Genomic DNA, 24,978 nt, shown 5'->3' with positions numbered 1-24,978 from the left:
GAATTAGGAGGGCCTATATGGATACTCAGAAAAATAGGCATCAGGCGCCGAAAATTTTAGTCGTTGATGATCGAAAAGAAAATTTATTCGCTATGCAGAAAATTCTGCAAGTGCTCCATTGTGATGTGTCTGTTGTCCAATCAGGCAACGAAGCCTTATCATATACCTTGCGCCATGACTTTGCGCTTATTCTACTTGATGTGAATATGCCAGAAATGGATGGTTTTGAGCTTGCGGAACTGCTGCGAAGTAACGAGGAAACGAAGCATATTCCGATCATATTTGTAACAGCCAGTAATAAAGAGGATCAGAGCGTATTCAAAGGATATGAGAGCGGTGCTGTAGATTACTTGTTCAAGCCTGTCAATGCCGATATTCTGCTCAGCAAAGTGAAAATATTTCTTGAACTCAATCGAAGAAATAAAGAGTTGGAGGCCATTCAATCGGAGCTTGAGCGCAGTAACGAGAGCTTAAGGGAGTTCGCACAGGTCGTTTCGCATGATTTGAAAAATCCGTTGAATGTGATTACAGGGTTGAGCGAGCTTCTTATAGCTCGACATAGTGCGGATATGACGACAAAAGGTAAAGAATATATGAACCAAATCTCAGCGACCGCTGAGCGGATGAACCACTTGATCACCGATTTACTCTCGTATGCCCAGTTAAACGCGAAATCGGTTACTTTTGGAAATGTTGACTTGAATGAAGTCCTGATGAATGTGATCTCGGACCTAAGCAGCACAATCGAGCAAAATGAGGGCCGGATCATCAAGCAAGACAGGCTTCCAATTATTCAAGCGGATGCAACGCAAATGTATCAGCTATTTCAGAATATTATCGCAAACGGGCTGAAGTATCGTAGGAAGGTACAATCGCCGATTATTCAGATTTCCTCATTGGAAGGAAATGAACCGGATACCTTTGTCATTCAAATTCAAGATAATGGCATTGGTATGAAAAAAGAGGACATCCCGTCTATCTTTACTCCCTTCAAACGGCTGGACAATGCCAAGGCTTACGAGGGTACCGGTCTAGGGCTTGCCACAGTGCAGAAAATCATTGAGAGACACGATGGCCTCATGGAAGTGGAAAGTATGATCGGTGAAGGCACAACTTTTCGTGTTTATCTGCCAATATCTCATGGTTTGTAGAATAAGGCAACCGATTATGAGAAACCGCCGCGTCGGTTTTTTGTTTTTTGGGTGACGTTTAGCCCGAATGATGTTTCTTCTTCATATAGGTCTCGATAATATCGAGAAGGGACTTATTTTTGATCGGTTTGCTCAAATAATCATCCATGCCTGCAGCAAGGCTGCTTTCGCGATCATCTTTTAAGGCATTCGCAGTTACAGCGACGATCATGGGACATCGTTCTGGCGGGAGCGATTGTTTAATCATTGCGGTTGCATCTAACCCGTTAATGATCGGCATTTGGAGATCCATAAATATAATATCAAAATGGTCTCTTAAGGCAGTCTTCACCACTTCTTCCCCGTTAGTAACAGCTGTAATAATATGTCCCTGTTTCTCCCAGCATTTTAATTAAAACGAATTGATTAATGACATTGTCCTCGGCGATAAGTATGTGCAGGGAAGCATGCGCGATACCTTCATTCGTATTAGCCTGATAGTCATCTGAATAATGATCTTCTTTGAGACAAAGGGTGAAGATGATTGTAGTACCTGGGTCGTCGACAGGCTCTATCCAAATATCGCCACCCATTAGTCGGACCAGCTTTTTCGAAATAGCTAAGCCAAGCCCTGTACCCTCATATTTACGTGTCATGACGTGATCAACTTGATTGAAAGGCTCGAAGATATAGCTTCTTTTATCAGCTGGGATACCAATTCCACTATCTTTTACAATAAATTCCAGTTGCATGAGGTCATCTTCTTGTATGCGTCTATTCACATGTACGGAGATTCCACCGAATGGCGTAAACTTGATGGCATTGCCAACCAGATTTATAAGTACCTGCTTCAACCGTTCTGAATCACCTATCAATGAGTGGGGGACCTTGGGATCTACTGTGAAAGTCGTGGATAACTGTTTTTCATCCACTTTCGTCGATAAAATATGAAACGTTTCAGAGATCGTATCGCGTATATCGAAAGGGATTTCATGTAATTCTGTTTTACCGGATTCGATTTTGGAGAAGTCTAAAATGTCATTAATGATACGAAGCAGCGTTTCACCGCTCTTATGAATAATCTCGACGTACTCTTTTTGTTCTTCGTCTAACGATGTCGTTTGCAGTAAAAGGTCTGTCATTCCGATAACGCCATTCATCGGCGTCCGAATTTCATGGCTCATCATTGCCAGAAATTCACTCTTCGCTTTATTCGTATTCTCAGCTGTTTCCTTCTCAATCATCAATTTCTTCTGTTCGGTCATGTCCTTGGCAATGATATAGAACCCAACACTCATTTCGTTCATAATGATGGGAGCAATCGTCGTCAGTACTTCAATAATATGACCATTTATTTGACGAATATGATCAATCTTCTTCTCCATGGAAGCATCGAATAGGGAATCGGTAAGGATTTTTTTCACATTGTTATTGCCAACAAATCTGGAAAAGGGCATTCCTACGAACTCATTGTTGTAGAAGCCTAACAACTCCTGTGCCCGGGTATTGCCATTGACAATCATTCCTTCCAAATCAAGCGAAATGACGGCATCATGCGTATGCATTTTCAGAGGGGTATACCGATCAATGGACTCTTGAAGCATTTGTTCAATGGACTTGAGCTGTGAAATATCCGTCATATGAACGATACCAAACAGAGGGGGTCCGGTTTGAGTATCACAAACGAATGTGAGTTGGACGGATGTCCAGATGATGTCGCCATTCTTGTGCAAATATCGGATATCCATGGTAACAGAAGAAGCCAAACGGTCTAACAAGTTTTGAACTTGATCGGTGTAGGTCAGCCAATCATCCGGAAAGGTGATTTCACTTATGTTAAGCTTCTCGAGCTCATCTTCCGAATACCCCAGAATCGAGCAATAAGCTGGATTAATATTCAGTAGGGACCCGTTTAAGGATAAACAGGCTATCCCATGAGGAGAGAACTGAACCATCTGCTCGAAGAAACGATATTTATCGAGTTGTAAGCTGCTCATCATTAGCCCCCAATCATTTTACCCATATATAACCATCATAAGCTTTTTTTGAAACGAAAACGAATTTCAAGTAGGCAGTCAAACTAACGGAAATCTTCTGATTGGTTCTTTTTGTTGTATTGATTTCTGAAAACTTCGGGCGTCAAACCAACGGATTTGCGAAATGTCGAGATGAAATGCGAAGCGTCGAGGAAGCCGGTCGCGTCGGCGATCTGCTTCACCGTTTGATTAGGCTGGGCGATTAGCAATTCCTTGGATTTCTGCAGGCGCAGCTGCAGTAAGTATTGGTAAGGAGAGAGACCAAACGCTTTGCGGAACAATGTATTAACGTGCTGAGAGCTTATGCCAAGCAATTGAGACATCCATCCGAGTCCAACGTCGGAAGATGCGAAGCAAATCTCAAGCTCCAACAAAAGCGGCAGCAAACGCTCGTGACTTTGGGAAAAGGATGCGCTTTTATTTACGTTGCCGTGCTTTTTGAGCAGAGTAAGGAATTGATAAATTTCAAGTGAACCATTCATGCCTGTGAAGTCATGGCTGTAGCGGTACTTTTCGTAATAGTACTCATGAATACTAGCGAGAGGGGTTTCCAGCCCCCAGCTGATTGGTGTGGATAACGGTATCTCTAAGGCATATACAATGGAGGCAGCAAGCGCACCATCGAAGGTTAAATACCACGTCGACCACTTGGCTGTCGTGATGTTATATTCATGCGGGACACCAGCAGGCAGGAGCATGCCTTGATTCTCACTCAGCCTGACAGATCCGCTTTCTAGAATAATCTCTCCACTGCCTTCAATGGTTTGGAGCCAATGGAAGCAGGGATAGCCTTCTTCTCGCTTGTAGAACTGCTGCTCATTTTCGTAACCGACTGTTTCCAGGATGAGAGGAAGCTTCCGATCCGTTTCTGTAATTACGAAAAATTTCCTGTAGTCGGTAGCCATCGCTAGTAGGTCAACTCTTTCATTTTTTAATATGTGATGCGTATTATCTTATATTTTAAAAGAAATTATTGTCTTGTACAATAAGAAGATAGTTGAAGAAATTTATACAACCTATAGAAGTGAGGAATGCAAGAGATGGCAAAAAAATTCGTATACTCACCGCCTGAAAACGGATACCCGGAATGGAATAATAATCCTCAGATTTTCCAATTGAACCGCATGGAAGCTCATGCCACATTAATGCCTTACAAGTCTGAAGATGAGGCACTAGCGGGAGTTCGTGAAGCGTCCGATTCTTACCAATCATTGAATGGAACTTGGAAGTTTCATTTTGCTGAGAATGCGCAAGGCCGTCCGCAAGAGTTTTACAAAAGCGACTATGATTGCAGCAGTTGGGCGGACATCGCAGTGCCTTCCCATTGGCAGCTGCAGGGCTTTGACTTTCCACAGTATACGAATGTCGTCTATCCTTGGGTGGGCCATGAAGATTTGAAGCCCCCATTTGCTCCGGTAAAGTATAACCCAGTGGGCTCATATTCCCGCAGCTTTACGGTCCCGGCTGCATGGTCAGATCAACCTGTATACCTAAGCTTTCAAGGGGTTGAATCGGCTTTTTATGTGTGGGTAAACGGCGATATGGTGGGCTTTAGCCAGGATTCGTTTACACCTGCGGATTTTGATATTACACCCTACTTGGTAGAGGGTGAGAATAAGCTTGCCGTCGAGGTTTACCGCTGGAGTGATGCGAGCTGGCTGGAGGATCAAGATTTCTGGCGGTTAAGCGGTATTTTTCGTGATGTTTATATATATAGCACACCAATCACGCACATTGCCGATTTCAAAGTGTTGACAGATCTGGACGCTGACTTTAAACAAGCGGATTTGCATATTCAAGCGAAAATAACGAACTATGATGGTCTCAGCACAGGGACCCGTCGAATGGAAGCTGTTCTGTATGATGCTGAACAGAAGCCTCTCTGGGCTGCGCCGCTTTCCGCTCAAATTCAAGTAAGCGGTAAGGAGAAGCAAGATGTAAAATTATCCGTTAAGGTAGCTGAGCCAGCCCTATGGAGCGCTGAAAAACCAAATCTGTACACGCTGGTATTGAGCTTGAAAGACGAGAATGGCGCTTTGCTTGAAACAGAAAGCTGTAAAGTTGGCTTCCGCAAGTTTGAGATTCATGACGGCTTAATGAAAATCAATGGCGAGCGTATCGTGTTCAAAGGCGTAAACCGCCATGAATTTGATGCAGACCGTGGTCGTTCTGTGGATAAAGAGAGTATGCTTGCCGATATCCTGCTGATGAAGCAATATAACATTAATGCTGTTCGTACTTCTCACTATCCGAACAACACGTACTGGTATGAGTTGTGTGATCAGTACGGGTTGTACGTGATTGATGAAACGAATCTGGAAACGCATGGCTCATGGCGCTATGGCCAGTTGGAAGACGATGAAGGGGATACGGTTCCGGGCAGCAAGCCGGAATGGACTGAAGCGGTTCTGGACCGCGCCAATTCCATGATGCAAAGAGACAAGAACCATGCTTCTATCGTGATCTGGTCGCTTGGGAATGAGTCATGGGGCGGAGCCAACTTTGTTAAAATGCATGATTTCCTTCGTGAAGCGGATCCTTCCCGCGTCGTTCATTACGAGGGTGTAGCCAACTGCCGTGGTGCTTCAGAGGCAGCTTCGGATATGGAAAGTCAAATGTATACCAAAATTGAAGGCGTAGAAGCCTATGCAAAAAGTAACCCTAAGAAGCCATTTATTCTCTGTGAATACAGCCATGCGATGGGGAATTCGTGCGGCAATTTATTTAAGTACTGGGAGTTGTTTGACAAGTATCCGGTTCTCCAAGGCGGCTTTATTTGGGACTGGATCGATCAATCGATCCGAACAACAACACCAGAAGGTGTGACCTACCAAGCCTACGGCGGCGATTTCGGGGATACACCGAATGATGGTAACTTCTGCGGTAACGGATTAATTTTCGCTGATCGTACGCCATCCCCAAAGATCTATGAAGTGAAGAAATGCTACCAGAATGTGAAGTTCGAAGCGCTCGATCTTGTTAATGGCCAAGTGAAGGTGACGAATCAGTATTTGTTTACAGATCTGAGTGAGTTTGATTGGATATGGTCCATCGCACGTAATGGTGAGCCTGTGAGTGAGGCCAAACGTGGACAATTTACCGTAAAGCCAGGAGAAACAGCTGATATTCAGTTGGTTCTAGATCCTATGGAAACCATTTTTCCGAAAGATGAGTTTGTACTGACGATCAGTCTGCAGCTGAAAGAAGATACGAATTGGGCGCAGAAGGGACACGAAATCGCTTGGGAGCAGTTCTTGCTTCCAGTCCGTAAAGCGGCTTGGTCTCATTCTGAACAGGCTGCTCAAGAATCCGCGGCGACCTTGTCTGCTTTAGAAACTGTACAAATTGCATCAACAAAGGAAACAATTAGCCTTAAGGGAGGCAACTTCTCTCTTCAATTCAATGCTGCAACTGGTGATATTACTTCTTACATGTACGAGGGAAGCGAGCTGTTCCTGACAGGTCCTGCACCTAATTTCTGGCGTGCTTATACCGATAATGATCGCGGCAACCAGCATCATATTCGCTGCGCGCCATGGCAAGAGGCAGGCAGTGGAAGAACGCTGCAATCTTTGACAGCTCAATCGCTTGGAGATGGCCGCGCCGAGGTGCAAGTTCGCTTTGAATTGGCAACAAAGCCAACTTCCGAGGTGCAATTGGTTTACACGGTATCGCCTAGCGGAGAAGTAGAAGTTCGTATGGAGCTCGTGCCAGGAGCATATTTACCTGAAATTCCGGAGATTGGTGTACTCTTCCAATTAGACCGCTCCTTCCAGCAATTGAGCTGGTACGGTCGTGGTCCACATGAGAACTATTGGGACCGTGCGACCTCCGCCAAACTGGCTTTGCACAGTGGAACCGTTGAGGAGCAGTTCGTGCCGTACTTGCGCCCTCAGGAATGCGGCAATAAAACGGATGTGCGCTGGGCGACGGTGACAGATGCGAGCGGGCGTGGACTCCGCATTACAGGGCTGCCTACCGTTGAATTGAATGCTCTGCCATATACGCCTTCCGAGTTGGAAGCTCATGACCATACGTATAAGCTGCCAGCTAGCGATAAAGTCGTGCTGCGGGTGAATTATAAGCAGATGGGCGTTGGCGGGGATGACAGCTGGGGTGCAAGAACACATCCCGAGTTCACCCTGTATGCCAATCGGACCTATGCGTACTCATTCACGTTTAAAGGAATTTAAGTGATTCATTTATTTCAAAAAAAAGTGCCACTTCATCTACAGGTTTGTGTAGTTGGAGTGGCACTCTTTTTGTCTTAATGTGACATAGATGCTTCGTTTTCTTGGGTTGGATCCAGCTTCTCTTTGCTCATCGCGATGGCACAAACGAAGGCTAGAACAGCAGGAAGTACAGTCCAAGCAAAGGTGAGGACAATGGAAGACGATAATGCGGTTGTGATTTTCTCTAGAACAGGAGCAGGTATCTCCATCCGTTTCGCGGGATCCAGCAGCGTATGCGAGTCTCCAGTTGGTATAACAGCTCCCGGTTGACCTTGACCCGCAAATGCATCTGTTAGCTTTCGCGTAAAAGCATGACTTTGAACAATTCCGAAAACGGTGATACCCAGCGTCATCCCCAAGGAGCGGAGGAAGTTCAGTGTTGAGGAGGCTGAACCACGCTGCCGTACATCAAACAGATGAATGGCTGCATTGCTTAATACGGAGAAGGAAGCACCGATTCCAAGTCCGATAAGAACCATATAGATCGTTACGAGCCAACGGGGGGATTCAGGTGATAATGTCGTCAAGAGAGCTGTTCCGATAATTAGGATGAAGGTCGTTGGAATCATAATCGCTCGATAACTCATTTTATTCATTAAGAAACCGCCGCCTGTTGCCGTTACAACGGAGCCTAACATCATGGGCAGAAGAACTAAGCCAGAATTGGTAGCGGATCCACCTAATACACCTTGAATGTAGATTGGGATATAGACAGATGCTGTTATAAAAGCTGCACCGCTAAAAATGGCTACGGCATTGCTTGATGCATACAACCTATTTTTGAACATCGCAAAAGAGATAATAGGTTCCGCAGCACGACGCTCTACGAAGACGAAGAGGATTGTCAACACCGCAAACAGGGCGAATAAACCGAGTATAACTGCTGAATCCCAAGCGTATTCCTTACCTCCTAATTCTAGAGCAAACATGAGGGAGACGATGGCACCAACGAGTGTAAAAGCGCCCCACCAATCGATCCTCTGTTTGGAATGCTCAACGGATTCGCGATAGAAGAAAGCGACAAAAACTAGTGAGATCAAACCAAGAGGTAGGTTAATGTAAAATACCCATTTCCAGTTCACATAATCTGTGATATAAGCGCCAAGCAGTGGCCCGAATATGCTAGACATGCCGAATACAGCACCGAACAATCCACCTAGTTTACCGCGGCTTTCTATCGGAACGGCATCGAACATAATCGTGAAAGCAACCGGCAGCATGGCGCCGCCGCCGATACCTTGAATAGCGCGATAGACACTGAGCTCTATAATCGAACTTGCTGTTCCACAAAGAATAGATCCAAGCATGAACACAATAACACCAAAGATGAAAAACTTTTTGCGTCCATACATATCGGATAGTTTGCCGAATATTGGCATTCCGGCCATTTCCGCCACCATATATGCCGAAGTGACCCAGACGAATTTATCCAATCCGCCTAATTCCCCGACGATTGTGCCCATGGCTGTGGCAACAATGGTATTGTCCATGGCGGCCATTAGGATACCCAGCAATAGCCCGGCAATGACAATGCCTAACCCTTTGTTTTTGTTTTGCGCTACCATAATGATTGATTTTCCTCACTTTCTCTGAATCCGATTTAATTTTTATCTATGGTGTGAGTTGCTAAAGGAAAGTAACATGACTTAAGTTGGCTTTAAACCCTTTTAACAAAGCATAGGTAGCTTTATCCATCTTGGCTCCGTCAAAAATTGTTTTTTTGACATCAGCTTTGAAGGAACAGCTTTGAAATGTGGCATAACGGAACGATGTTCCTTTGAGATCTGAATGATGAAAAGTAGTTCCTGTAAAGATTAGATTATCCATACATACACCAGTTAAATCGCAAGAACGGAACTCTACAAGGTTTAACGTACAATTTTTGAAGCTGGCTCCTCTTAGATTGGATTTAGAAATCTTCGCTCCTGTCAAATTAGCACCGTCGAACTTTACCCGATCTAAGTTGCTGCACTTAAAGGAAGCATTGGTTAAGTCTGAATGGCTGAAATCAGAATCCTGCAGGTTGCTGTAATTGAACTTACCATCATGGATTTTGATGGCCTTCAGGTCGGATTTTTGCAAATTCTGCATAGAGAAATCAATGCCAATGATTTGTTGGAGCTTCGTGGTGTTTGCATGAATGCTTTCAATTAGTTCGGATATTTCGCCGATGGATGCGATCGTTCTTTGAAAGGCAGCTTCTTCATCGAAGCCATCCTTTTGCAGATCTAGGAGTCTTTCCTGCAAATCAGATAAAAGCTCTTCTTTTAATTCCTGGATGGGTCTCAAATCTTCATAATGTGAAAAAACTTCATTCAAATAAGCAATGAGCCTTGGGTTTGGTTTCATCCCTCATACCACCTTTCTAAATGAGCAAATCGAGAATGGTCTTCGCATGTTCCCAATTCAACTTGTTGTTCTTGAAAGCTTCTTTGCCTTTATCAGTGATGCGATAGTATTTCCTGCGGCCGCCTTGTGTTTCATCCCCCCAGTAGGAGGTAATGCATTCTTCCTGTTCTAGTCGCTTGAGGCTGGAGTACATGGTTGCTTCCTTCAGTTCATATTCCCCGCCTGAAATAACTTGCACCAGCTTTGAAATTTCATAGCCATATTTATCTCCGGAAAGTAACAATTTGAGAATAATGCTGTCGGTGTGTCCTCGAATAAGATCGGACGTTATTTTCAAATCAACGATAACCCTCACCTCCTATACTATAATATAAATTAAAATACTACGTCTGTCAAAGTAATTTATATTCCGTTATACATGTAGGTAGGAGCTCCGTTTGACCAGATGCACAGACGATGATAACTTAAGAATGAAACATCATTCGAAATCAGTTACTGTTAAAATGAGAGGTGGCATTCATTGTGGTAATCAATCCGGGACAAACGATTGTAGGCTTAGTAGGAACAGGTGTCATGGGGAAAAGTATGGCAGGCCATTTTATTCAAGCAGGCTACGAGGTACATATATATAATCGAACGAAATCCAAGGCACAGGACCTGTTGGATCAGGGTGCTCACTGGCAGGATTCACCGGGACTATTAGCGCAGCAATGTGATGTGATTATTACAATGGTAGGCTTCCCTAAGGACGTAGAAGAGATTTATTTAGGCGAAAATGGCATTCTTTCTAACACGAAGCCGGGCAGCTACGTCATTGATATGACAACGTCTAGTCCAATGCTAGCCATAGAAATTTATGAAAAAGCACTCGCGCGACAAGTGTTTTCACTAGATGCTCCGGTTTCAGGCGGAGATATTGGAGCTAAGGAAGCGAGACTATCGATTATGGTTGGGGGCTCGCGTGAAGCTTTTGATGCCATGCTGCCGCTTTTTGAGAAGATTGGCACCAATATCGTCTACCAAGGAGACGCGGGTGCAGGCCAGCATACGAAAATGTGCAACCAAATCGCAATTGCAAGTAATATGATGGGCGTTGTTGAAGCGCTGGTATATGCGAAGAAATCAGGACTCGATCCTTCAACTGTGCTCAAAAGTATTGAGTCAGGCGCGGCGGGCAGCTGGTCCTTAAGTAACCTGGCACCGCGCATCATCGCTGGGAATTTTGCTCCTGGCTTTTATGTGAAGCACTTCATCAAAGATATGAAGATCGCGCTTCAATCTGCTGAGGAAATGAAGGTGGAGCTACCTGGACTAACATTGGCGAAATCCCTTTATGAGCAGTTAGCAGCGGGTGGCGAAGAAGACAGCGGTACTCAAGCGTTGTTTAAGATTATTGATAAGTAGCTTGAAAATAATGAGCAAAAGAAGGAGGTGTATCGAGCATCCCGTGAGGGATGCTTTTTTAGAATTTATATGGTTCTGTGGTAAGGGGTAAGCGAAGCTTACCCCTTATTTTTGGGCCGGCGCGGAAACGGATGTATTCATCGCAAAAGTGCGGGGAGTGCGAGGAAGTGACTTGATAGTGAGAAAACACGCATAAAATGGGAGAATACGTCCGGAACCTCCGTAATGTCTGCTGAGGCGATGAAATTCATCATTAAAGGTCTAGAGGCTCGAATGGAGCGAGTCACGCGAGAGGTCTGAAAAGGACATCTCAGCTGCTGAGAGCAGGAAAGTTAGTTGTTTTGCGTCCTGAGAAGGCATAAAGAGGCATCTCGGAGGCTCGAATGCAGCGGAAGTGACGCGAGAGGTCTGAAAAGAACCTCTCAGCTGCTGAAAAGCGCGAAAACCACTGCAGCATCATATCATGACAGGTTCTCGAATACATATGAATAAGGGAAATGGAAGGTTGTCACATACATAATCCTGTAAGCGATGAGAGCGCTTTGATCAGAGTTTCACATTTTACTGAAGAGGTGATTGTTGGATGAGTACGGAAAAAAACAAGCTTACAACCAGCTGGGGAGCTCCAGTTGGGGACAATCAAAATTCGATAACGGCGGGTTCACGGGGGCCGACGTTGATTCAAGATGTTCACCTTCTAGAGAAATTGGCACACTTTAATCGAGAGCGCGTACCTGAGCGAGTCGTTCATGCCAAAGGGGCCGGCGCACACGGCTATTTGGAAGTGACGCAAGATTTGACGAAGTATACGAAAGCGAGTTTGTTCTCTGAGGTAGGCAAGCGTACACCGTTGTTCGTTCGATTTTCGACCGTAGCAGGTGAGAATGGTTCTTCGGACACGGTCCGGGACCCGCGCGGATTCGCGGTGAAATTTTATACCGATGAAGGCAATTATGACTTGGTCGGCAATAATACGCCTGTATTTTTCATTCGCGACGCGATCAAATTCCCTGACTTTATTCATACTCAGAAAAGACATCCCCAAACTCACTTGAAAAATCCAAATGCTGTCTGGGATTTCTGGTCATTATCTCCTGAATCTTTGCATCAAGTGACGATACTGATGTCCGATCGCGGTATTCCCGCAACGCTGAGGCATATGCATGGATTTGGCAGTCACACGTTCAAATGGGTCAATGCCGAGGGTGAAGGCGTGTGGGTGAAGTATCATTTTAAAACCGAACAAGGCGTTCAGAACTTAGCGCCAGATGTTGCAGCACAGCTTGCGGCTGACAATCCGGATTATCATACCGAGGACTTATTTAACGCGATTGATAAAGGCGATTTTCCTACTTGGAAGCTGTGTGTACAGATCATGCCGCTGGAAGATGCGAATACGTACCGTTTTGATCCTTTTGATGTCACGAAAGTTTGGTCACAGAAAGATTATCCTTTAATTGAAGTTGGGCGTATGGTGCTGGATCGCAATCCAGAAAATTATTTTGCTGAGGTGGAACAAGCCACATTCTCGCCAGGGACACTCGTACCAGGAATCGATGTTTCTCCTGATAAAATGCTGCAAGGTCGATTGTTTGCTTATGGGGATGCACATCGGTATCGGGTAGGGGCTAATCATCAGTCTTTGCCAATCAATCGTCCGCGGAGTGAAGTGAATAACTATCAACGTGATGGTCAAATGCGTTCGGATAACAATGGTGGAGGTTCTGTATATTACGAGCCGAACAGCCTTGGCGGACCAACGGAAACGCCTGCGGATAAACCAGCATCCTACGAAGTGTCGGGGTCAGCTGACAGTGTTGCCTATGATCATCATGATCATTACACGCAACCAGGTGATTTATATCGCCTTTTAAGTGAAGAGGAACGGGCTCGTCTTGTTCAAACGATTGTTGGTGCCATAAAACCGGTTGAGTCAAATGAAATTAAGCTCAGACAGATTGGTCATTTCTATAAAGCAGATCCCGAATATGGGATCCGTGTGGCAGAGGGTCTTGGGTTATCCATACCCGAATGAAGTGAATAGTGAGAGGCAGCTACCTTTTCGCCACAAAAGGATAGCTGTCTTTTTTATATCGCATATGCTGTAGGGAGCAAGGCATAATCCGAAGAGGTGATCAAGGTGGGAACTCGTCTATTATCCGAGCAGCTTGTGAGAAATCGTTTTCCGCATTTAAGATATATAAGAATTCATACACCTGAAAAGCATAAAGCGACGATCTACGCTTGGAATGGAGATTTGTATTTACCCGAGAAAGATGCTCAGAGCGTACAACATTATGCAAGCGGTTACTTATATCCCTATGTCAACTTTCAAGTAAAGGCATATAGCGAGGTTCAACCCGATAAAGTTCCACAACTGCAAGAAATACCGAAAGCTATCCTCCAAACAGCGATGCGGAGAAATTTGAATCAATATGGCATCTTAGAGGCGATTAACCGATTATTTCCTTATGGTCGTTTAACATTTAACAGATATCAAGCTGCGGATAGTATCATTCTATTTGATTTTCATGCAATTCGATTGCTCCATGATAAGGAAAAAAAGGCCATGTACGATTATTTGCAAGAATTGATTCCCCTAGGTTCCTATTGTGAAGTAACCTTTTATTAAGACTGACGGCTTGAACGTTCATCAATGCGGAACTCGCTTTCATCCCGCAAATAACTCGTTACGCCAATCTTTACGGAATGAGTCGTATACTTTTCTATCACGCCAGAGGCAATGAATACGGGGATATCATCCGCTGTATGTTGAATAACTGCTACCCTAACTTGCGATAGTGCAGCCGCGAATAATTCCATATCCGTTGAGAGTGTCTTGTTCATTGGGCTTTTCACCTCCGTGCTCCTTGTCTCTTTAAGCCATTCCTCTGATTTTAGCACAGGAACATTAACGTTAAAAGAGTCTGGACCGGTTTAAGCAGCTTTCAAGGTGAAAAGCTATCGAATCATACCGTAGTCACGAATTGTGGTATCTACTTCTACACGGATATCGGCATGGGGATAAGTGGATTCCCAATTCAAATTGTTCCATTTCTCATAGCTCATACTGTTACGGACGTAAGTGCCGATACCCAAGTTATCTCCACCGCTGCGCTGTACATGGCTAACTATCGCTTGTAATTGTTCGCGAATGGCTTTGGACAAATCCTGGTCTAAATTTTTTTGCTCTTCGGCTTTCTTAAACGTCGATTTACCTGTATATTCCAATATAATGCCACTCAAGCGAATACGGATAACGATTTTGGGGACGGTGCTTGTACGTTCTTGTTTGTTTACAATCACCTCTCTTTTGCTTGCGATTGAACTAATCATCGCACTTTCTTTCTGGCCAGATGAACGATCCATGAATTTGATATCGAATTCACCCATTTTTAGGCTTTTTTTAAGAATAGCAAACAGTACAGTTTGATCTGCACTAATTTTACCAATGTAACGATCTTTTTTGAAAAGGGCAATCCCGTCGATTTCGACATTATCACCTTTTACAATAAGCATAGGAGCGATTGGATCAGTACCATCGTCAAAATAGTCGCGTACGAAACTGTAAAGAGTGACGTCAGGAACCTCATGGATTTTGGCCTCTTGGGTTAATAATTGATCAATATGACTCCCGACTGATAGTATCTGAGCATATTTATGGGTCAACATGTTTACAGCACTGCCGTTAACTACGACAATTTTCAGCCGTTCTCCAACGGTATAATCGCGGCGATAGGAATCAAGTTCCTTCCATATCCCCTGTTTAGCCAAGTCTTTCCCGAACACGATACTTCTCAATTGCCCAGTAACAAGGTTTTTGTTTATTTTACGAGACAATTTGCTCCGCCCATCTTTAGGGGATTCAGCTATGGTTTGCAAAATGTCAGCTTGCTGTTGGTCCATAGTTCCAGCTTTCGGGATGGAGAGAGCCATAGTCACGTCCGTTTCAGAAGGTTTTCCATTCTCTTCATACACGGAGTCCAAAGCAACAGTATCATACATGCCTAATTTTTCTATGCGATTTTGTTCGACACAACCGGTGAGACACAATAGTACGACAACGATGACACAGTTACGCATAATTCCGCCCTCGATACTTGTTAATTAAAAGAATGACCAAGAGGAAGATCGGCAGCAAGAAAGCAACCCCAGCTTCAGAAAACCCAAACAGACTTAACCACTTCTCAGTCTTTTCAAGCGTTGAAGGTATGACAAACAAAGCAGTTAATGGGAAAATCACAAAAATAACGTAGGGGAGCCACCGCTTATTAGATGCAGGTAGGAGCCATTTCATCGTTTCAATAGCTGCCCAGCCATAAAAGACATTCGTAATGAGAACTCGAAACAAAGTTATATTAAACACGAGATCATCAATTCGTTTCACAAAGGGGAGTTCCACATACGAGAGTAAACTGAGTACTGGATACTTCATATGCTGAAGTTGATGAAGACTGAAAAAGCCAAAGGAAATAAATGCACCTAACGTATAAGTAAATGTGGTGATGAGATTAGCAATTTGAAAAGCACGGATTAAGTGTGTTTTTTCATTCGTATAAGGAAATAACAAAAGGCAAAGTTCAAAGCCCAGAAAGGCTATGTAAATCTCAAGCCATCCTTTGAATGAGTGAGTGGCATCCTTAAACCAAAAGGTTGTCATTCGCGATAGTTCAAAATCATCATAGATATAAACCAATAGCGAAGTATTCCAGATGATGACATAAAAAGCGAGAACCGCGGTACTGGAGATACTCATAATACCCTTAGTTAAAAGTAAGAAAACAAGGATCTCAAACAAAATATACAAATAGGCGGGGTGGAGCGAGGGGAAGGATAACGATTTTAAAATTAAAATGTATTGTTTACCAACCAAGCTTCCTAGAATTGCCCATAATCCAGCTAGAACAACGAAAAAAGGAACTAGAATGAATTTCGGTAAAACAGATTGTGAAATTTCAAAAATAGATTTCCCTCTGCTTAATCGATAAACGAGTGAAATGAGCAGTAGATTCAAAGCGGCGACGGAAGAACAAACAAGTAAAGCTACCCACCCATTTGTGCCCATATTCTCCGATAAAAGGCGAGGCAGGCTGAATACGACGACACCAGTTTGAGCGAAGTTTGCCAGTATGGTTGTCTGAAAAAATGGAAGCTTAGCGCGCATGACTGTCTCCTTCATTTGTTCGGATTATTAGTGGTAGGCTTTTTGAGTTTGGTCAAAATCTGTATGGGCGCTCGGATAATTAGCTCTAACCACCGACTTGGTTTCGAAGGTGCTATTGGGTATAAATAAGACAAGCCGAACATGTTTAGACCAGATAGTTGAACCATAATAAAGCAGAGTCCACACACTAGGCCGAAATTCCCGAGGAGTCCGGCCATAATAATAATCCCAAATCGCAGCAAGCGGATGGAAGAGCTCATGTTATAGTTTGGAATAACAAATGAGGCTATAGCCGAAATAGCAACCGAGATAATGAGAATGTTGCTTGTGATACCAGCTTGAACGGCCGCTTGGCCGATGACAATCCCGCCGACTGTGCCAATGGTGGGTCCGATTTTGGTAGGTAAGCGTGCTCCTGCTTCACGAAGCAGCTCGATGGTCATTTCCATGACCATGGCCTCGACAAGTGGGGAAAACGGTACTTTATTACGGGATTCCATTAAGTTGAGCAGTAGAGACGGTGGAATCATTTCATAGTGATAAGTAACGAGTGATACATAGAGTGCAGTAAAGCAGAGTGTAATGAATAAGGCAATGAAGCGTAGAATTCGGACAGCGGAGGCAACAGCCCATGGTAAATAATAATCGTCGGGTGAGGAGAAAAACTCGACAAAGGAGGTAGGTGCGCTAAAGGCAACTTGACTCCCATCGAGCAGACCGACAATTTTGCCGCTTGTTAGCTTATCAGCCATATGATCGGGTCGCACGCTTGTCAAAAACTGTGGGAAAATTGCAAACTTGTCAGGACTTAAGTATTGCACAAGTGTATTGGTATCATAGATCGTTTGGATATCAAGATTTTCGATCATTTGGCTTAACTGCTGCACATGTAGGGGATCTGCAAGTTCCTCCAAATAAAGGAGATTCATTGTTGTTCCAGTTCTTTTGCCAATTGTGAAGGAGATCACTTTTAGTCTAGAATCCTTGATACGTCTACGGATCAAAGATAGGTTCGTACTTAGCGATTCGGTGAATGAGTCCATGGGACCATTAATGACGCTTTCTGTCTCTGAATTTTGAATGGATCGAGATTCAGGAGCGTAAGCGTTGTACAAATAAGCTCTATTTTTATAGTAAATAGCGATATTTCCAGCCAAAATGCCAGTAACGAGTTCGCTTGCTTGCGGCTTATGTATATAGGAAGATTGGCTCAGGATGGCGACCATATCAGCGTTTTTATCATTGAAGGGCTCTAATGCATCTTTTCTTAGGGCCTCTGAGCTGACAAGGTGACCGAAAAAAATGATATCGATTTGTTGAAGCGGTAGATGCAGATGAGATAAATCCGAGCAGTCGCATAGCAATTGCAAAGTTTGCTCTAGCAGACTAGTTTCACTCTTCAAGTCTCCGTTCATGCCTACCGATCTCCTTCCTCGCTGTGAATCAGGATTGCCCAATATTTCCATCCTTTATTATGTTTCTTTTTGGAATTCGCTATTCGAGTTCATGGAAACGATCCCAATCAAGAGTCTAATTTTCCATACATCGCCTTGTGGGTTAAATCATATGTTATCATGATGATGACTAAGTGAATGATCCAAGAGATATTCAAAAAAGGAGCACGAATCTATATGATCAAACATTCCCCCTACATTCTGCTAGTTCTCGCCACATGTATATGGGGAGGCAATTTTGTTGCTGGCAAGGCGCTTGTCCTTCACATTCCGCCGATTACGATGGCTGCACTACGTTGGAGTATTGCTTTTATTTGTCTTCTTCCATTCTTTGGAAGGCAGGCTTGGCAGTTAAGAACTGAATTTCTCCGCAGCTGGAAAATGATCCTTTTTCTGTCCGCAACCGGTGTTGCTGGATTCAATACGTTAACCTATGTGGCTGTCCAATATACAGGTTCGATTAATGCTTCGTTAATGAATTCGGCCACGCCTATCATGGTTGTGCTTTTAACCTGGTTAGTTATGAAAGAGCGGTTCGCTTGGTCAGCATTACCTGGAATTCTGGTGTCCATGGCTGGTGTGAGCTGGATTATTAGTCGGGGGAGTGTGTCCGCGCTATTGAGTCTTTCTTTTAACAAAGGCGACCTGTTCATGCTAGTGGCTGTTTTGTGTTGGGCTCTATATTCGGTGGGTATGAAAAAGATGTCAGGAAGATTCCCATCCAGTCCTTTTTTACTGATTCAAATGAGTGTGGCCTTAGTTCTGCTGCTTCCGCTTTCGGCAGTGGAATGGGCGCTGAAATCACCACACGTTGACTGGAGTCCACCTCTTGTAACAGGTCTTATTTATATTGGTTTATTTGCGTCGATTGTTGCTTTCTTGAGCTGGAATCGTGCCATTGAGCTTGCTGGACCTCAGCGATGTGCTGGTTTTCTGAATTTGATTCCGATGTTCAGTGCCATTTTTGCAACTGCTTTTACCGGGGAAGCGTTAAGGATGTATCATCTTTTAGGGGCTATTTGGATCGTGGTTGGGGTGTATATCACGAATTATGCAATTAAGAAGCAGCAGATGAGAGGTGCAAGAATAGAGATAGCAAAGACCTAGCGGTACTTCCGCTAGGTCTTTTTCTTTAATTGTGACCAAATGTACATATTGACGCTTCACCGTGGAATCATCTCGAAGGAAAATATGGCTTGAAATCGAGCATCTAAGACGTATGACGAATGAATATGAACATGATTGATAAAGCATACTAAACATAGTTATATACACAGAAGGGGTGTAATAAGATGTTTGTAATCAAAGGTTCCCAGAAAGTTTTAGTTTTCGCTATAGCGACCATGGTGATATTTATGTCGGGATGTACAGCTAATCCAAATAACCTTAAACAGCAAGGTGCGCCAATCACACAGCAACAGATTCAACAACCAAGTAATGGGGAGAATCGCATTCAAATAGCGAGTGAAGGGGCAGCTAAAATTGCAGAGCTAAACAGTGTAAAGCAAGCAAATGTGCTGGTAACCAAAAGAAATGCCTATGTTGCAGCTGTGTTAGAAAACGACCAACAATTAACACGTGATATAGAAGACCAAATTGCAAATCAAGTCAGGGCAACGGATCCGAATATCCAGAATGTTTACGTCTCAACAAATCCAGATATGATGGACCGCTTCAATACATATGTACTTGATGTTCAACAAGGAAGACCTGTTGCCGGTTTTGTTGAACAGTTTAATGAGATCGTGTATAGAATTTTCCCTAACGCCAAATAATTTTCATGCCTACTCATCCCTGAGATTGGAGGATACAGAATTTTATATAGCTAATATCTTATTAGGGATGGGAAAAAATTCATGAGCAGGCAGCCGGTATTTTACCGGCTGCCTGCTGTGTTCAATTGAAGTAACGTATATAAGAAAATGCATTCCATACAAGAAGCCGGAAGACGGAGCGGTCGGCGATAGATAAATGGGGGGAAGCAAAGTGACGGCAAACCGGCATACTGACGTCATCATAGTGGGGGCCGGACTGGCAGGACTTTCAGCGGCGCTTGAATTGCGACGGAATGGCAAAACGGTCGTCGTATTAGAAGCGCAAAACCGCGTCGGCGGTAGAGTGTTCAGCGAACAGCGGGATGGCATTATAATCGATTACGGTGCTCAGTGGATTTCGCCATACCAGACGCGGGTCCATGCCCTGATAAAACGGTATGGGCTTGCGACGACGCCGACGTATCGGCAAGGAAACACATTGTTTATAATGCGTGGAAAACGATGGACTAGCCGATCCGACGTCCCGCCATTGCCGGTATCATCGAAACTCGATCTGTACCGGGTCCGGCATAAGCTGGACACGATGGCGGAAAGGATCGATCGGGAAGAGCCATGGCGCTCGGTATTAGCAGAAAGGCTCGATTCGCAAACAATGGAAACTTGGCTAGCGAAGACAATGTTTACGTCTCAAGGTCAATCGTTTTGCCGTTTGATTGCCGAGGAAGAGTTGAGCGGAACTTTAACCGAAGTGTCGATGCTCGACTTCATGTGGGAACTCGTCTCGGCCGGTGGTGTAGACCGGTTGTTCACTGGTGAGGAGGCTTGGATCGTGGAAGGGGCGCATTCGTTACCTGATCGTATTGCGGCCGAGCTAGGGGAAGCCGTACGGTTACAAAGCCCAGTGCAGCGAATTGAGTGGGGTGTTGGCGGCGTATCGGTGCATACGGGGGATGGGGGTTGTTGGAAGGGGGACAAAGTGATCGTGGCGATTCCACCTACGTTTACGATCCGGATCGACTATGATCCACCTCTCCCATTCATGCGTGACCAACTGTGTCAAAAGGTCGGGCAGGGTTCGGCCAGTAAGTTCGTCGTCGTCTATGAGTATCCGTTTTGGCGGAAAAATGGAATGAATGGAATGGCGTACTCCGACTCAGACCTGATCAGAGCGACGATGGACAGTACGATGCCGGGCCAAAGCCTGGGCGTGCTAACGGCGCTTTCGAGCGGCCGGGAAGCGCGTAACTTGGGTTTGATGGAAGAACGGGAGCGGGAAAAGGAAGTGCTGCGCTGCCTAGCTAATTTTTTCGGCGATACGGCTTTTCGACCTCTAGCGTATTACGAGAAAGATTGGTCCGCTGACCGATGGGCGAGAGGTGGCTACGGAGCTCATTTCGGTCCTGGCGTGCTGAGTCAGTTTGGTCCATCTCTGACCGAGCCAGTCGGTCCGATCCATTGGGCAGGATCGGAAACCGCTTCGGAATGGCGGCTGTACATGGAAGGTGCCCTGCAGTCGGGTGAGCGAGCCGCTAAGGAAGTTCTCGCATCAACCGAGCGCCAGACATGACTTTACAGATTTCAATAGGCATCAAATTTTTTTTGATGCCTTTTAAGATATTTGATGGCGGGCTCATTGGGTTTCTTTAAATGTGGGTATAATTATTTTTATAATCGATGGCATGATTATCTAGGTCGGAGGAACCACCGGCGTGCAAAAAAACTGCGTCCCTACAACCGTAGAAAACGCAGTTTTTTTGTTTTAACCGATTTTCTCCATATGCGCATGATTGCGGCGAAGGAGATCAACAGCTGCCGGATAATCGGCATCGCTGACTTTAGCTGAAAGCACATAATGAAGAACATCTTCATTCTCATCCCTATAATCCGAAGAATGATTCTCGACGGTTGGCATTACACCTACAATTCCGACACCATTATTCAAATTCGTTTCCCCGCCAGTTCCAACTCCATCTACGAAAGGCAGCAGTACACGTCCGGTACCATTGAAGCCATCTGGTAATCTGCCAACTTCGAGCATGTCCGGACTATACTTCAGCAGTAGAACCTTCGCATCTTCGGCTTGATTTTCAGTGTGAAAATAGGCTTGAATCATTCGGCTCATGAATATTCACTCCTTTTATTAGGTGAGGGTAAGTTGTTCCTATAGAAAACTTACCCTGAAAGTGGAAGAAGCCTACCTTTCAATCAAAATAAATTAAACTTAGATTAATAATCGGGATGATCGGGATTAAATTAGACATCCATCCTGCATTATAAGGGATAATTACAGAAAGGATTAAATCTTTTGATTGGACAAATCACTGTCTTTAGTTCAAAATAGAATTAAGTGCAGGGGAGGTCAACCAACATGCCGATGAATAACTTTCGTCATTTACTTCGTATTTTTTGGACGTTTCTTCGTATCAGTCCACTCACATTCGGTGGTGGTTATGCCATGCTGCCTGCCATTCAAAGAGAGGTTGTCGTTACGAACAAGTGGATGACCGACGATGAGATGTCGGAACTGCTTGCTATTTCAGGAGCCGCTCCGGGTGGTGTAGGCGTTAATGTATCAGCTTTAGTAGGGTATCATATGGCAGGAATAAGAGGAGCAGTATCAGCCGTCATTGGCATTACGCTTCCTACTTTTTTTATCGTGATACTGCTTAGTATCATTTATACATTCCTTCAAAGTTATCCCAAGATGCAAGCCATTATGGAAGGTATCCATGCTGCTATCGTTGGATTAATCGCTGCCGCTGCTTACAAAATGGCGAAATCCTCTATTATAGATAAAATGACGCTAATAGCCGCAGTTAGTACCGTTCTACTGCTGCTCTTCATACCGATTTCACCTATTATAATGATTATAGTCGGTCTGTTGGTCGGGATTGCCGTTGTTTTCCTGAAACAACGTTGGGGAATGAAGAATCCGATCAAGAGGAAAGAAGACTCAATGTCAGGGGACAAAAGCAATCGTGTAGCCGATTATTACTTCGCAGACGGGATTTGAGGAATGAGGTGGATCTATGCTCTTAAGTTTATTTATTACTTTCTTTAAAATTGGCATTATCTCATTCGGTGGCGGTTATGCTATGATGCCTGTTATCCAACGTGAAGTGGAAAGACATCAATGGCTCACTTCAGATGATTTTAATAACGTTATAGCCTTAGCTGGTACAGGACCCGGACCGATTGCAACGAATAGTGCCACATTAATCGGTTTTCATACAGCCGGTGTGCCTGGTGCTATTGCAGCTACGCTAGGGATGGTTTTGCCTTCACTCATACTTATCATCGCATTAGCCGCTTTTTTGTATAAATGGCACGCGAATAAATGGTTTAAATCTTCTTTCTATGGTTTGAAACCGGTAGTAACGGGCTTTATCATTTTTGCAGCGATACACTTCGGGTTGTCGGGGTTAGGTCCAGTGAAGTACCAAATATCATGGGACCAAATTGCGACGGTGCTTATTGCAGTAGGTGCCTTTCTGGCCATTATTAAATATAAGCTGCATCCTTTTATGGTCATCGTATTTGCGGGTGTAATGGGCATTGTTTTTTTTCAGTAATTTATAAAGGCGTATTCTTATAGGGCTCTCTTTTCATTCCTTCAGATGGAGTGAAAGGAGAGTTTTTCGTATTATTGTGTATTATTTGTGTCGAATAGTGATAAAAAATTATTTTATGTGCTATAAACAATATTATATTCACTTATTTCGTTATATAATGTACACTATATAATAAATAGAACACACTATATAAAAGATGCTTTATGGATGAGAGGAATGGGAGAATGAGCATAGAACTAAAGGTTGAACAGTTAAGAGCAGGTGCCACCCACTACAATTTGTCAGTGTCAGAACTAATGAAAATGAGCATCGAACGCAAAGAAGGATCATTCGCGTCCTCAGGAGCGCTTCAAGTGAACACTGGTAAATATACAGGGCGTTCTCCCAAGGACAAATACATTATAAATGAACCTTCAGTAACTGATCATATCGATTGGGGAGCTGTGAATCAGCCGATGTCGGAGCAGCAGTTCGAGCGGCTATATCAAAAAGCGCAAGACTACATGGCAAAGAAAGAATTGTTCATCTTTGATGGCTTTGCAGGAGCAGATTTGGCGTACAGGCTGCCGATTCGAGTGGTCAATGAGTATGCTTGGCACAATTTATTCGCCCGACAACTGTTTATCCGTCCAAGTAAGATGGAACTGCTGGCACATAAGCCTGAGTTCACAGTCATTGCTCTGCCTGGCTTAAAAGCCGACCCACTCACCGACGGTACCAGGTCAGAAACGTTCATCTGCCTCTCCTTTGAGAAAAAGATCGTACTCATTGGTGGTACGGAGTACGCGGGTGAAATGAAGAAATCCATTTTCAGCGTTTTGAATTATATCTTGCCTGGTCAAGATGTCCTACCTATGCATTGCTCGGCCAATGTTAGTGAGGAAGGAAATGTAGCCTTGTTCTTCGGGTTATCTGGCACGGGGAAAACGACACTTTCGGCTGATCCGAATCGCCGTCTCATTGGCGATGATGAACACGGCTGGTCGGACACGGGCGTGTTTAATTTCGAGGGAGGCTGCTACGCAAAATGCGCTGGCCTTACCGAAGAGAAGGAGCCGCAGATTTGGCAGGCAATCCGATTCGGCACTGTTTTGGAGAATGTAGTGCTTGATCCTACGAGTGGCATTGCCGAATACGGCAATACGCAGATTACGGAGAATACACGTGCAGCCTATCCTTTGGAATATATCCCAGGAGTGAAGATTCCGGGAACCGCCGGTCACCCTGATGTCATCATGTTCTTGACGGCAGATGCCTCCGGAGTTCTGCCTCCTATATCCAAGCTGACGAAAGAACAAGCGATGTACCACTTCTTGTCTGGCTACACGTCCAAGCTTGCAGGTACGGAACGTGGAGTTACGGAACCGGAAGCCACATTTTCTACTTGTTTCGGGGCGCCTTTCCTGCCGCTTCGTCCTTACGTTTATGCAGAGATGCTGGGGCGTAAGATCGAAGAACATAAGGCCAACGTTTACCTCATTAATACAGGTTGGGTTGGCGGTTCTTATGGTGTAGGCGAGCGTATGAATTTAGTGTATACAAGAGCGATGGTTACAGCTGCTCTAAACGGCAGCTTGGAGAAGACGACGTTCACGGAAGTTCCCTTCTTCGGTCTATTAAGTCCTGATTCGGTACCAGGGGTTCCGAGCGAGCTCTTGCTGCCAAGAAACACTTGGCAAGATCAAAGTCAATATGACGTCAAGGCGAAGGAATTAGCGCAGCGTTTTATTCATAACTTCAATAAATTCAAGGGTGTCGATGATCGTATCATCGCTGCTGGACCTAAAATTTGAAACGATGTTTATATGAGTTAGAATAGGTAAGACATGAATGATGAAAGGAGGGAAACACCATAGAGCTTA

Annotated in this window: 22 protein-coding genes; 11 read left to right on the top strand and 11 right to left on the bottom strand. The window is 44.3% G+C overall.

The features are described from left to right. Positions 1-17: 17 nt before the first annotated feature. Positions 18-1,151 (top strand): response regulator, encoded by a 1,134-nt coding sequence (locus QFZ78_RS10555; protein ID WP_307547236.1) that lies wholly within the window; start codon positions 18-20, stop codon positions 1,149-1,151. Positions 1,152-1,209: 58 nt separating this feature from the next. On the opposite strand, the gene QFZ78_RS10550 is transcribed toward QFZ78_RS10555, so the two are convergent. The 3 genes from QFZ78_RS10550 to QFZ78_RS10540 form a co-directional block, all read right to left on the bottom strand. Further along, entirely contained in the window at positions 1,210-1,482 is a 273-nt protein-coding gene (locus QFZ78_RS10550) for a response regulator (protein ID WP_307547235.1), read from the bottom strand. Between the two features lie 13 nt (positions 1,483-1,495). Continuing rightward, positions 1,496-3,127 carry a PAS domain S-box protein gene (locus QFZ78_RS10545; RefSeq protein ID WP_307547234.1) on the bottom strand — a complete coding sequence of 544 codons (1,632 nt, stop codon included), beginning with the start codon at positions 3,125-3,127 and terminating at the stop codon, positions 1,496-1,498. A gap of 83 nt (positions 3,128-3,210) precedes the next feature. Further along, positions 3,211-4,071: an AraC family transcriptional regulator gene (locus QFZ78_RS10540; RefSeq protein ID WP_307547232.1), complete on the bottom strand. Its 861-nt coding sequence runs from the start codon at positions 4,069-4,071 to the stop codon at positions 3,211-3,213. Positions 4,072-4,206: 135 nt separating this feature from the next. On the opposite strand from QFZ78_RS10540, the gene lacZ reads away from it, so the two are divergent. Then, entirely contained in the window at positions 4,207-7,359 is a 3,153-nt protein-coding gene (gene lacZ / locus QFZ78_RS10535) for a beta-galactosidase, LacZ type (RefSeq protein ID WP_307547230.1), read from the top strand. A gap of 74 nt (positions 7,360-7,433) precedes the next feature. Here the strand turns inward: lacZ and QFZ78_RS10530 are convergent, their stop codons facing one another. The 3 genes from QFZ78_RS10530 to QFZ78_RS10520 form a co-directional block, all read right to left on the bottom strand. Further along, positions 7,434-8,963 carry an MDR family MFS transporter gene (locus tag QFZ78_RS10530; protein WP_307547228.1) on the bottom strand — a complete coding sequence of 510 codons (1,530 nt, stop codon included), beginning with the start codon at positions 8,961-8,963 and terminating at the stop codon, positions 7,434-7,436. A 61-nt stretch (positions 8,964-9,024) separates the two neighbouring features. Continuing rightward, complete coding sequence (locus QFZ78_RS10525; protein ID WP_307547225.1) at positions 9,025-9,747, bottom strand: pentapeptide repeat-containing protein; 723 nt, start codon at positions 9,745-9,747, stop codon at positions 9,025-9,027. Positions 9,748-9,763: 16 nt separating this feature from the next. Next, positions 9,764-10,093, bottom strand: coding sequence for a PadR family transcriptional regulator (locus tag QFZ78_RS10520; RefSeq protein ID WP_307555622.1), 330 nt, complete (start codon positions 10,091-10,093; stop codon positions 9,764-9,766). A gap of 176 nt (positions 10,094-10,269) precedes the next feature. Between QFZ78_RS10520 and QFZ78_RS10515 the strand changes: the two genes are divergently transcribed. The 3 genes from QFZ78_RS10515 to QFZ78_RS10505 all read left to right on the top strand — a co-directional run bounded on the left by QFZ78_RS10515 (position 10,270) and on the right by QFZ78_RS10505 (position 13,783). Beyond that, positions 10,270-11,151, top strand: coding sequence for an NAD(P)-dependent oxidoreductase (locus tag QFZ78_RS10515; RefSeq protein ID WP_307547223.1), 882 nt, complete (start codon positions 10,270-10,272; stop codon positions 11,149-11,151). A gap of 583 nt (positions 11,152-11,734) precedes the next feature. Next, on the top strand, positions 11,735-13,186 hold the full coding sequence (gene katA / locus QFZ78_RS10510) for a catalase KatA (RefSeq protein ID WP_307547221.1): 1,452 nt from the start codon (positions 11,735-11,737) through the stop codon (positions 13,184-13,186). 105 nt (positions 13,187-13,291) lie between these two features. Then, a complete protein-coding gene (locus QFZ78_RS10505; RefSeq protein ID WP_307547219.1) occupies positions 13,292-13,783 on the top strand; it encodes a hypothetical protein in 492 nt (163 codons plus the stop codon). Here QFZ78_RS10505 and QFZ78_RS10500 read toward each other — a convergent pair. The 4 genes from QFZ78_RS10500 to QFZ78_RS10485 all read right to left on the bottom strand — a co-directional run bounded on the left by QFZ78_RS10500 (position 13,780) and on the right by QFZ78_RS10485 (position 17,730). Further along, positions 13,780-13,998, bottom strand: a complete 219-nt coding sequence (locus tag QFZ78_RS10500) for a hypothetical protein (protein WP_307547218.1) — start codon at positions 13,996-13,998, stop codon at positions 13,780-13,782. The two genes, QFZ78_RS10505 and QFZ78_RS10500, sit on opposite strands and share 4 nt — an antisense overlap. A gap of 114 nt (positions 13,999-14,112) precedes the next feature. Beyond that, complete coding sequence (locus QFZ78_RS10495; protein WP_307547216.1) at positions 14,113-15,234, bottom strand: Ger(x)C family spore germination protein; 1,122 nt, start codon at positions 15,232-15,234, stop codon at positions 14,113-14,115. Further along, positions 15,227-16,315 carry a GerAB/ArcD/ProY family transporter gene (locus tag QFZ78_RS10490; protein WP_307547214.1) on the bottom strand — a complete coding sequence of 363 codons (1,089 nt, stop codon included), beginning with the start codon at positions 16,313-16,315 and terminating at the stop codon, positions 15,227-15,229. Before QFZ78_RS10490 ends, QFZ78_RS10495 begins: the two co-directional genes overlap by 8 nt. 11 nt (positions 16,316-16,326) lie before the next feature. Then, positions 16,327-17,730, bottom strand: coding sequence for a spore germination protein (locus QFZ78_RS10485; RefSeq protein WP_307547212.1), 1,404 nt, complete (start codon positions 17,728-17,730; stop codon positions 16,327-16,329). A 216-nt stretch (positions 17,731-17,946) separates the two neighbouring features. Here QFZ78_RS10485 and QFZ78_RS10480 point away from each other — a divergent pair, with 216 nt between their 5' ends. The 3 genes from QFZ78_RS10480 (at position 17,947) to QFZ78_RS10470 (ending at position 21,111) form a co-directional block, all read left to right on the top strand. Then, positions 17,947-18,876 (top strand): DMT family transporter, encoded by a 930-nt coding sequence (locus QFZ78_RS10480; protein ID WP_307547210.1) that lies wholly within the window; start codon positions 17,947-17,949, stop codon positions 18,874-18,876. Positions 18,877-19,061: 185 nt separating this feature from the next. Continuing rightward, positions 19,062-19,544, top strand: coding sequence for a YhcN/YlaJ family sporulation lipoprotein (locus QFZ78_RS10475; protein WP_307547208.1), 483 nt, complete (start codon positions 19,062-19,064; stop codon positions 19,542-19,544). A gap of 211 nt (positions 19,545-19,755) precedes the next feature. Further along, entirely contained in the window at positions 19,756-21,111 is a 1,356-nt protein-coding gene (locus QFZ78_RS10470; protein WP_307547207.1) for a flavin monoamine oxidase family protein, read from the top strand. Positions 21,112-21,303: 192 nt separating this feature from the next. Here the strand turns inward: QFZ78_RS10470 and QFZ78_RS10465 are convergent, their stop codons facing one another. Further along, positions 21,304-21,666 carry a hypothetical protein gene (locus tag QFZ78_RS10465; protein ID WP_307547206.1) on the bottom strand — a complete coding sequence of 121 codons (363 nt, stop codon included), beginning with the start codon at positions 21,664-21,666 and terminating at the stop codon, positions 21,304-21,306. A 246-nt stretch (positions 21,667-21,912) separates the two neighbouring features. Here QFZ78_RS10465 and QFZ78_RS10460 point away from each other — a divergent pair, with 246 nt between their 5' ends. The 3 genes from QFZ78_RS10460 (at position 21,913) to pckA (ending at position 24,909) form a co-directional block, all read left to right on the top strand. Beyond that, positions 21,913-22,557, top strand: coding sequence for a chromate transporter (locus QFZ78_RS10460; RefSeq protein ID WP_307547205.1), 645 nt, complete (start codon positions 21,913-21,915; stop codon positions 22,555-22,557). Between the two features lie 16 nt (positions 22,558-22,573). After that, positions 22,574-23,116 carry a chromate transporter gene (locus QFZ78_RS10455; protein WP_307547204.1) on the top strand — a complete coding sequence of 181 codons (543 nt, stop codon included), beginning with the start codon at positions 22,574-22,576 and terminating at the stop codon, positions 23,114-23,116. Between the two features lie 224 nt (positions 23,117-23,340). Beyond that, the gene (gene pckA / locus QFZ78_RS10450; protein WP_307547203.1) at positions 23,341-24,909 is read left to right on the top strand and encodes a phosphoenolpyruvate carboxykinase (ATP); all 1,569 of its coding nucleotides are present in this window, start codon (positions 23,341-23,343) and stop codon (positions 24,907-24,909) included. Positions 24,910-24,978: the final 69 nt, after the last annotated feature.

The organism is Paenibacillus sp. V4I5 (assembly GCF_030817255.1).
GTDB lineage: Bacteria > Bacillota > Bacilli > Paenibacillales > NBRC-103111 > Paenibacillus_E.
Note: the sequence above shows the minus strand (reverse complement) of the source record. Positions and strands in the feature narration are given on the sequence as shown.

Coding starts and splice junctions, on each gene's coding strand:
- QFZ78_RS10555 (WP_307547236.1), top strand. CDS start 18: ATGGATACTCAGAAAAATAGGCATCAGGCGCCGAAAATTTTAGTCGTT.
- QFZ78_RS10545 (WP_307547234.1), bottom strand. CDS start 3,127: ATGAGCAGCTTACAACTCGATAAATATCGTTTCTTCGAGCAGATGGTT.
- QFZ78_RS10540 (WP_307547232.1), bottom strand. CDS start 4,071: ATGGCTACCGACTACAGGAAATTTTTCGTAATTACAGAAACGGATCGG.
- lacZ (WP_307547230.1), top strand. CDS start 4,207: ATGGCAAAAAAATTCGTATACTCACCGCCTGAAAACGGATACCCGGAA.
- QFZ78_RS10530 (WP_307547228.1), bottom strand. CDS start 8,963: ATGGTAGCGCAAAACAAAAACAAAGGGTTAGGCATTGTCATTGCCGGG.
- QFZ78_RS10525 (WP_307547225.1), bottom strand. CDS start 9,747: ATGAAACCAAACCCAAGGCTCATTGCTTATTTGAATGAAGTTTTTTCA.
- katA (WP_307547221.1), top strand. CDS start 11,735: ATGAGTACGGAAAAAAACAAGCTTACAACCAGCTGGGGAGCTCCAGTT.
- QFZ78_RS10500 (WP_307547218.1), bottom strand. CDS start 13,998: ATGAACAAGACACTCTCAACGGATATGGAATTATTCGCGGCTGCACTA.
- QFZ78_RS10495 (WP_307547216.1), bottom strand. CDS start 15,234: ATGCGTAACTGTGTCATCGTTGTCGTACTATTGTGTCTCACCGGTTGT.
- QFZ78_RS10490 (WP_307547214.1), bottom strand. CDS start 16,315: ATGCGCGCTAAGCTTCCATTTTTTCAGACAACCATACTGGCAAACTTC.
- QFZ78_RS10485 (WP_307547212.1), bottom strand. CDS start 17,730: ATGAACGGAGACTTGAAGAGTGAAACTAGTCTGCTAGAGCAAACTTTG.
- QFZ78_RS10480 (WP_307547210.1), top strand. CDS start 17,947: ATGATCAAACATTCCCCCTACATTCTGCTAGTTCTCGCCACATGTATA.
- QFZ78_RS10475 (WP_307547208.1), top strand. CDS start 19,062: ATGTTTGTAATCAAAGGTTCCCAGAAAGTTTTAGTTTTCGCTATAGCG.
- QFZ78_RS10465 (WP_307547206.1), bottom strand. CDS start 21,666: ATGAGCCGAATGATTCAAGCCTATTTTCACACTGAAAATCAAGCCGAA.
- QFZ78_RS10460 (WP_307547205.1), top strand. CDS start 21,913: ATGCCGATGAATAACTTTCGTCATTTACTTCGTATTTTTTGGACGTTT.
- QFZ78_RS10455 (WP_307547204.1), top strand. CDS start 22,574: ATGCTCTTAAGTTTATTTATTACTTTCTTTAAAATTGGCATTATCTCA.
- pckA (WP_307547203.1), top strand. CDS start 23,341: ATGAGCATAGAACTAAAGGTTGAACAGTTAAGAGCAGGTGCCACCCAC.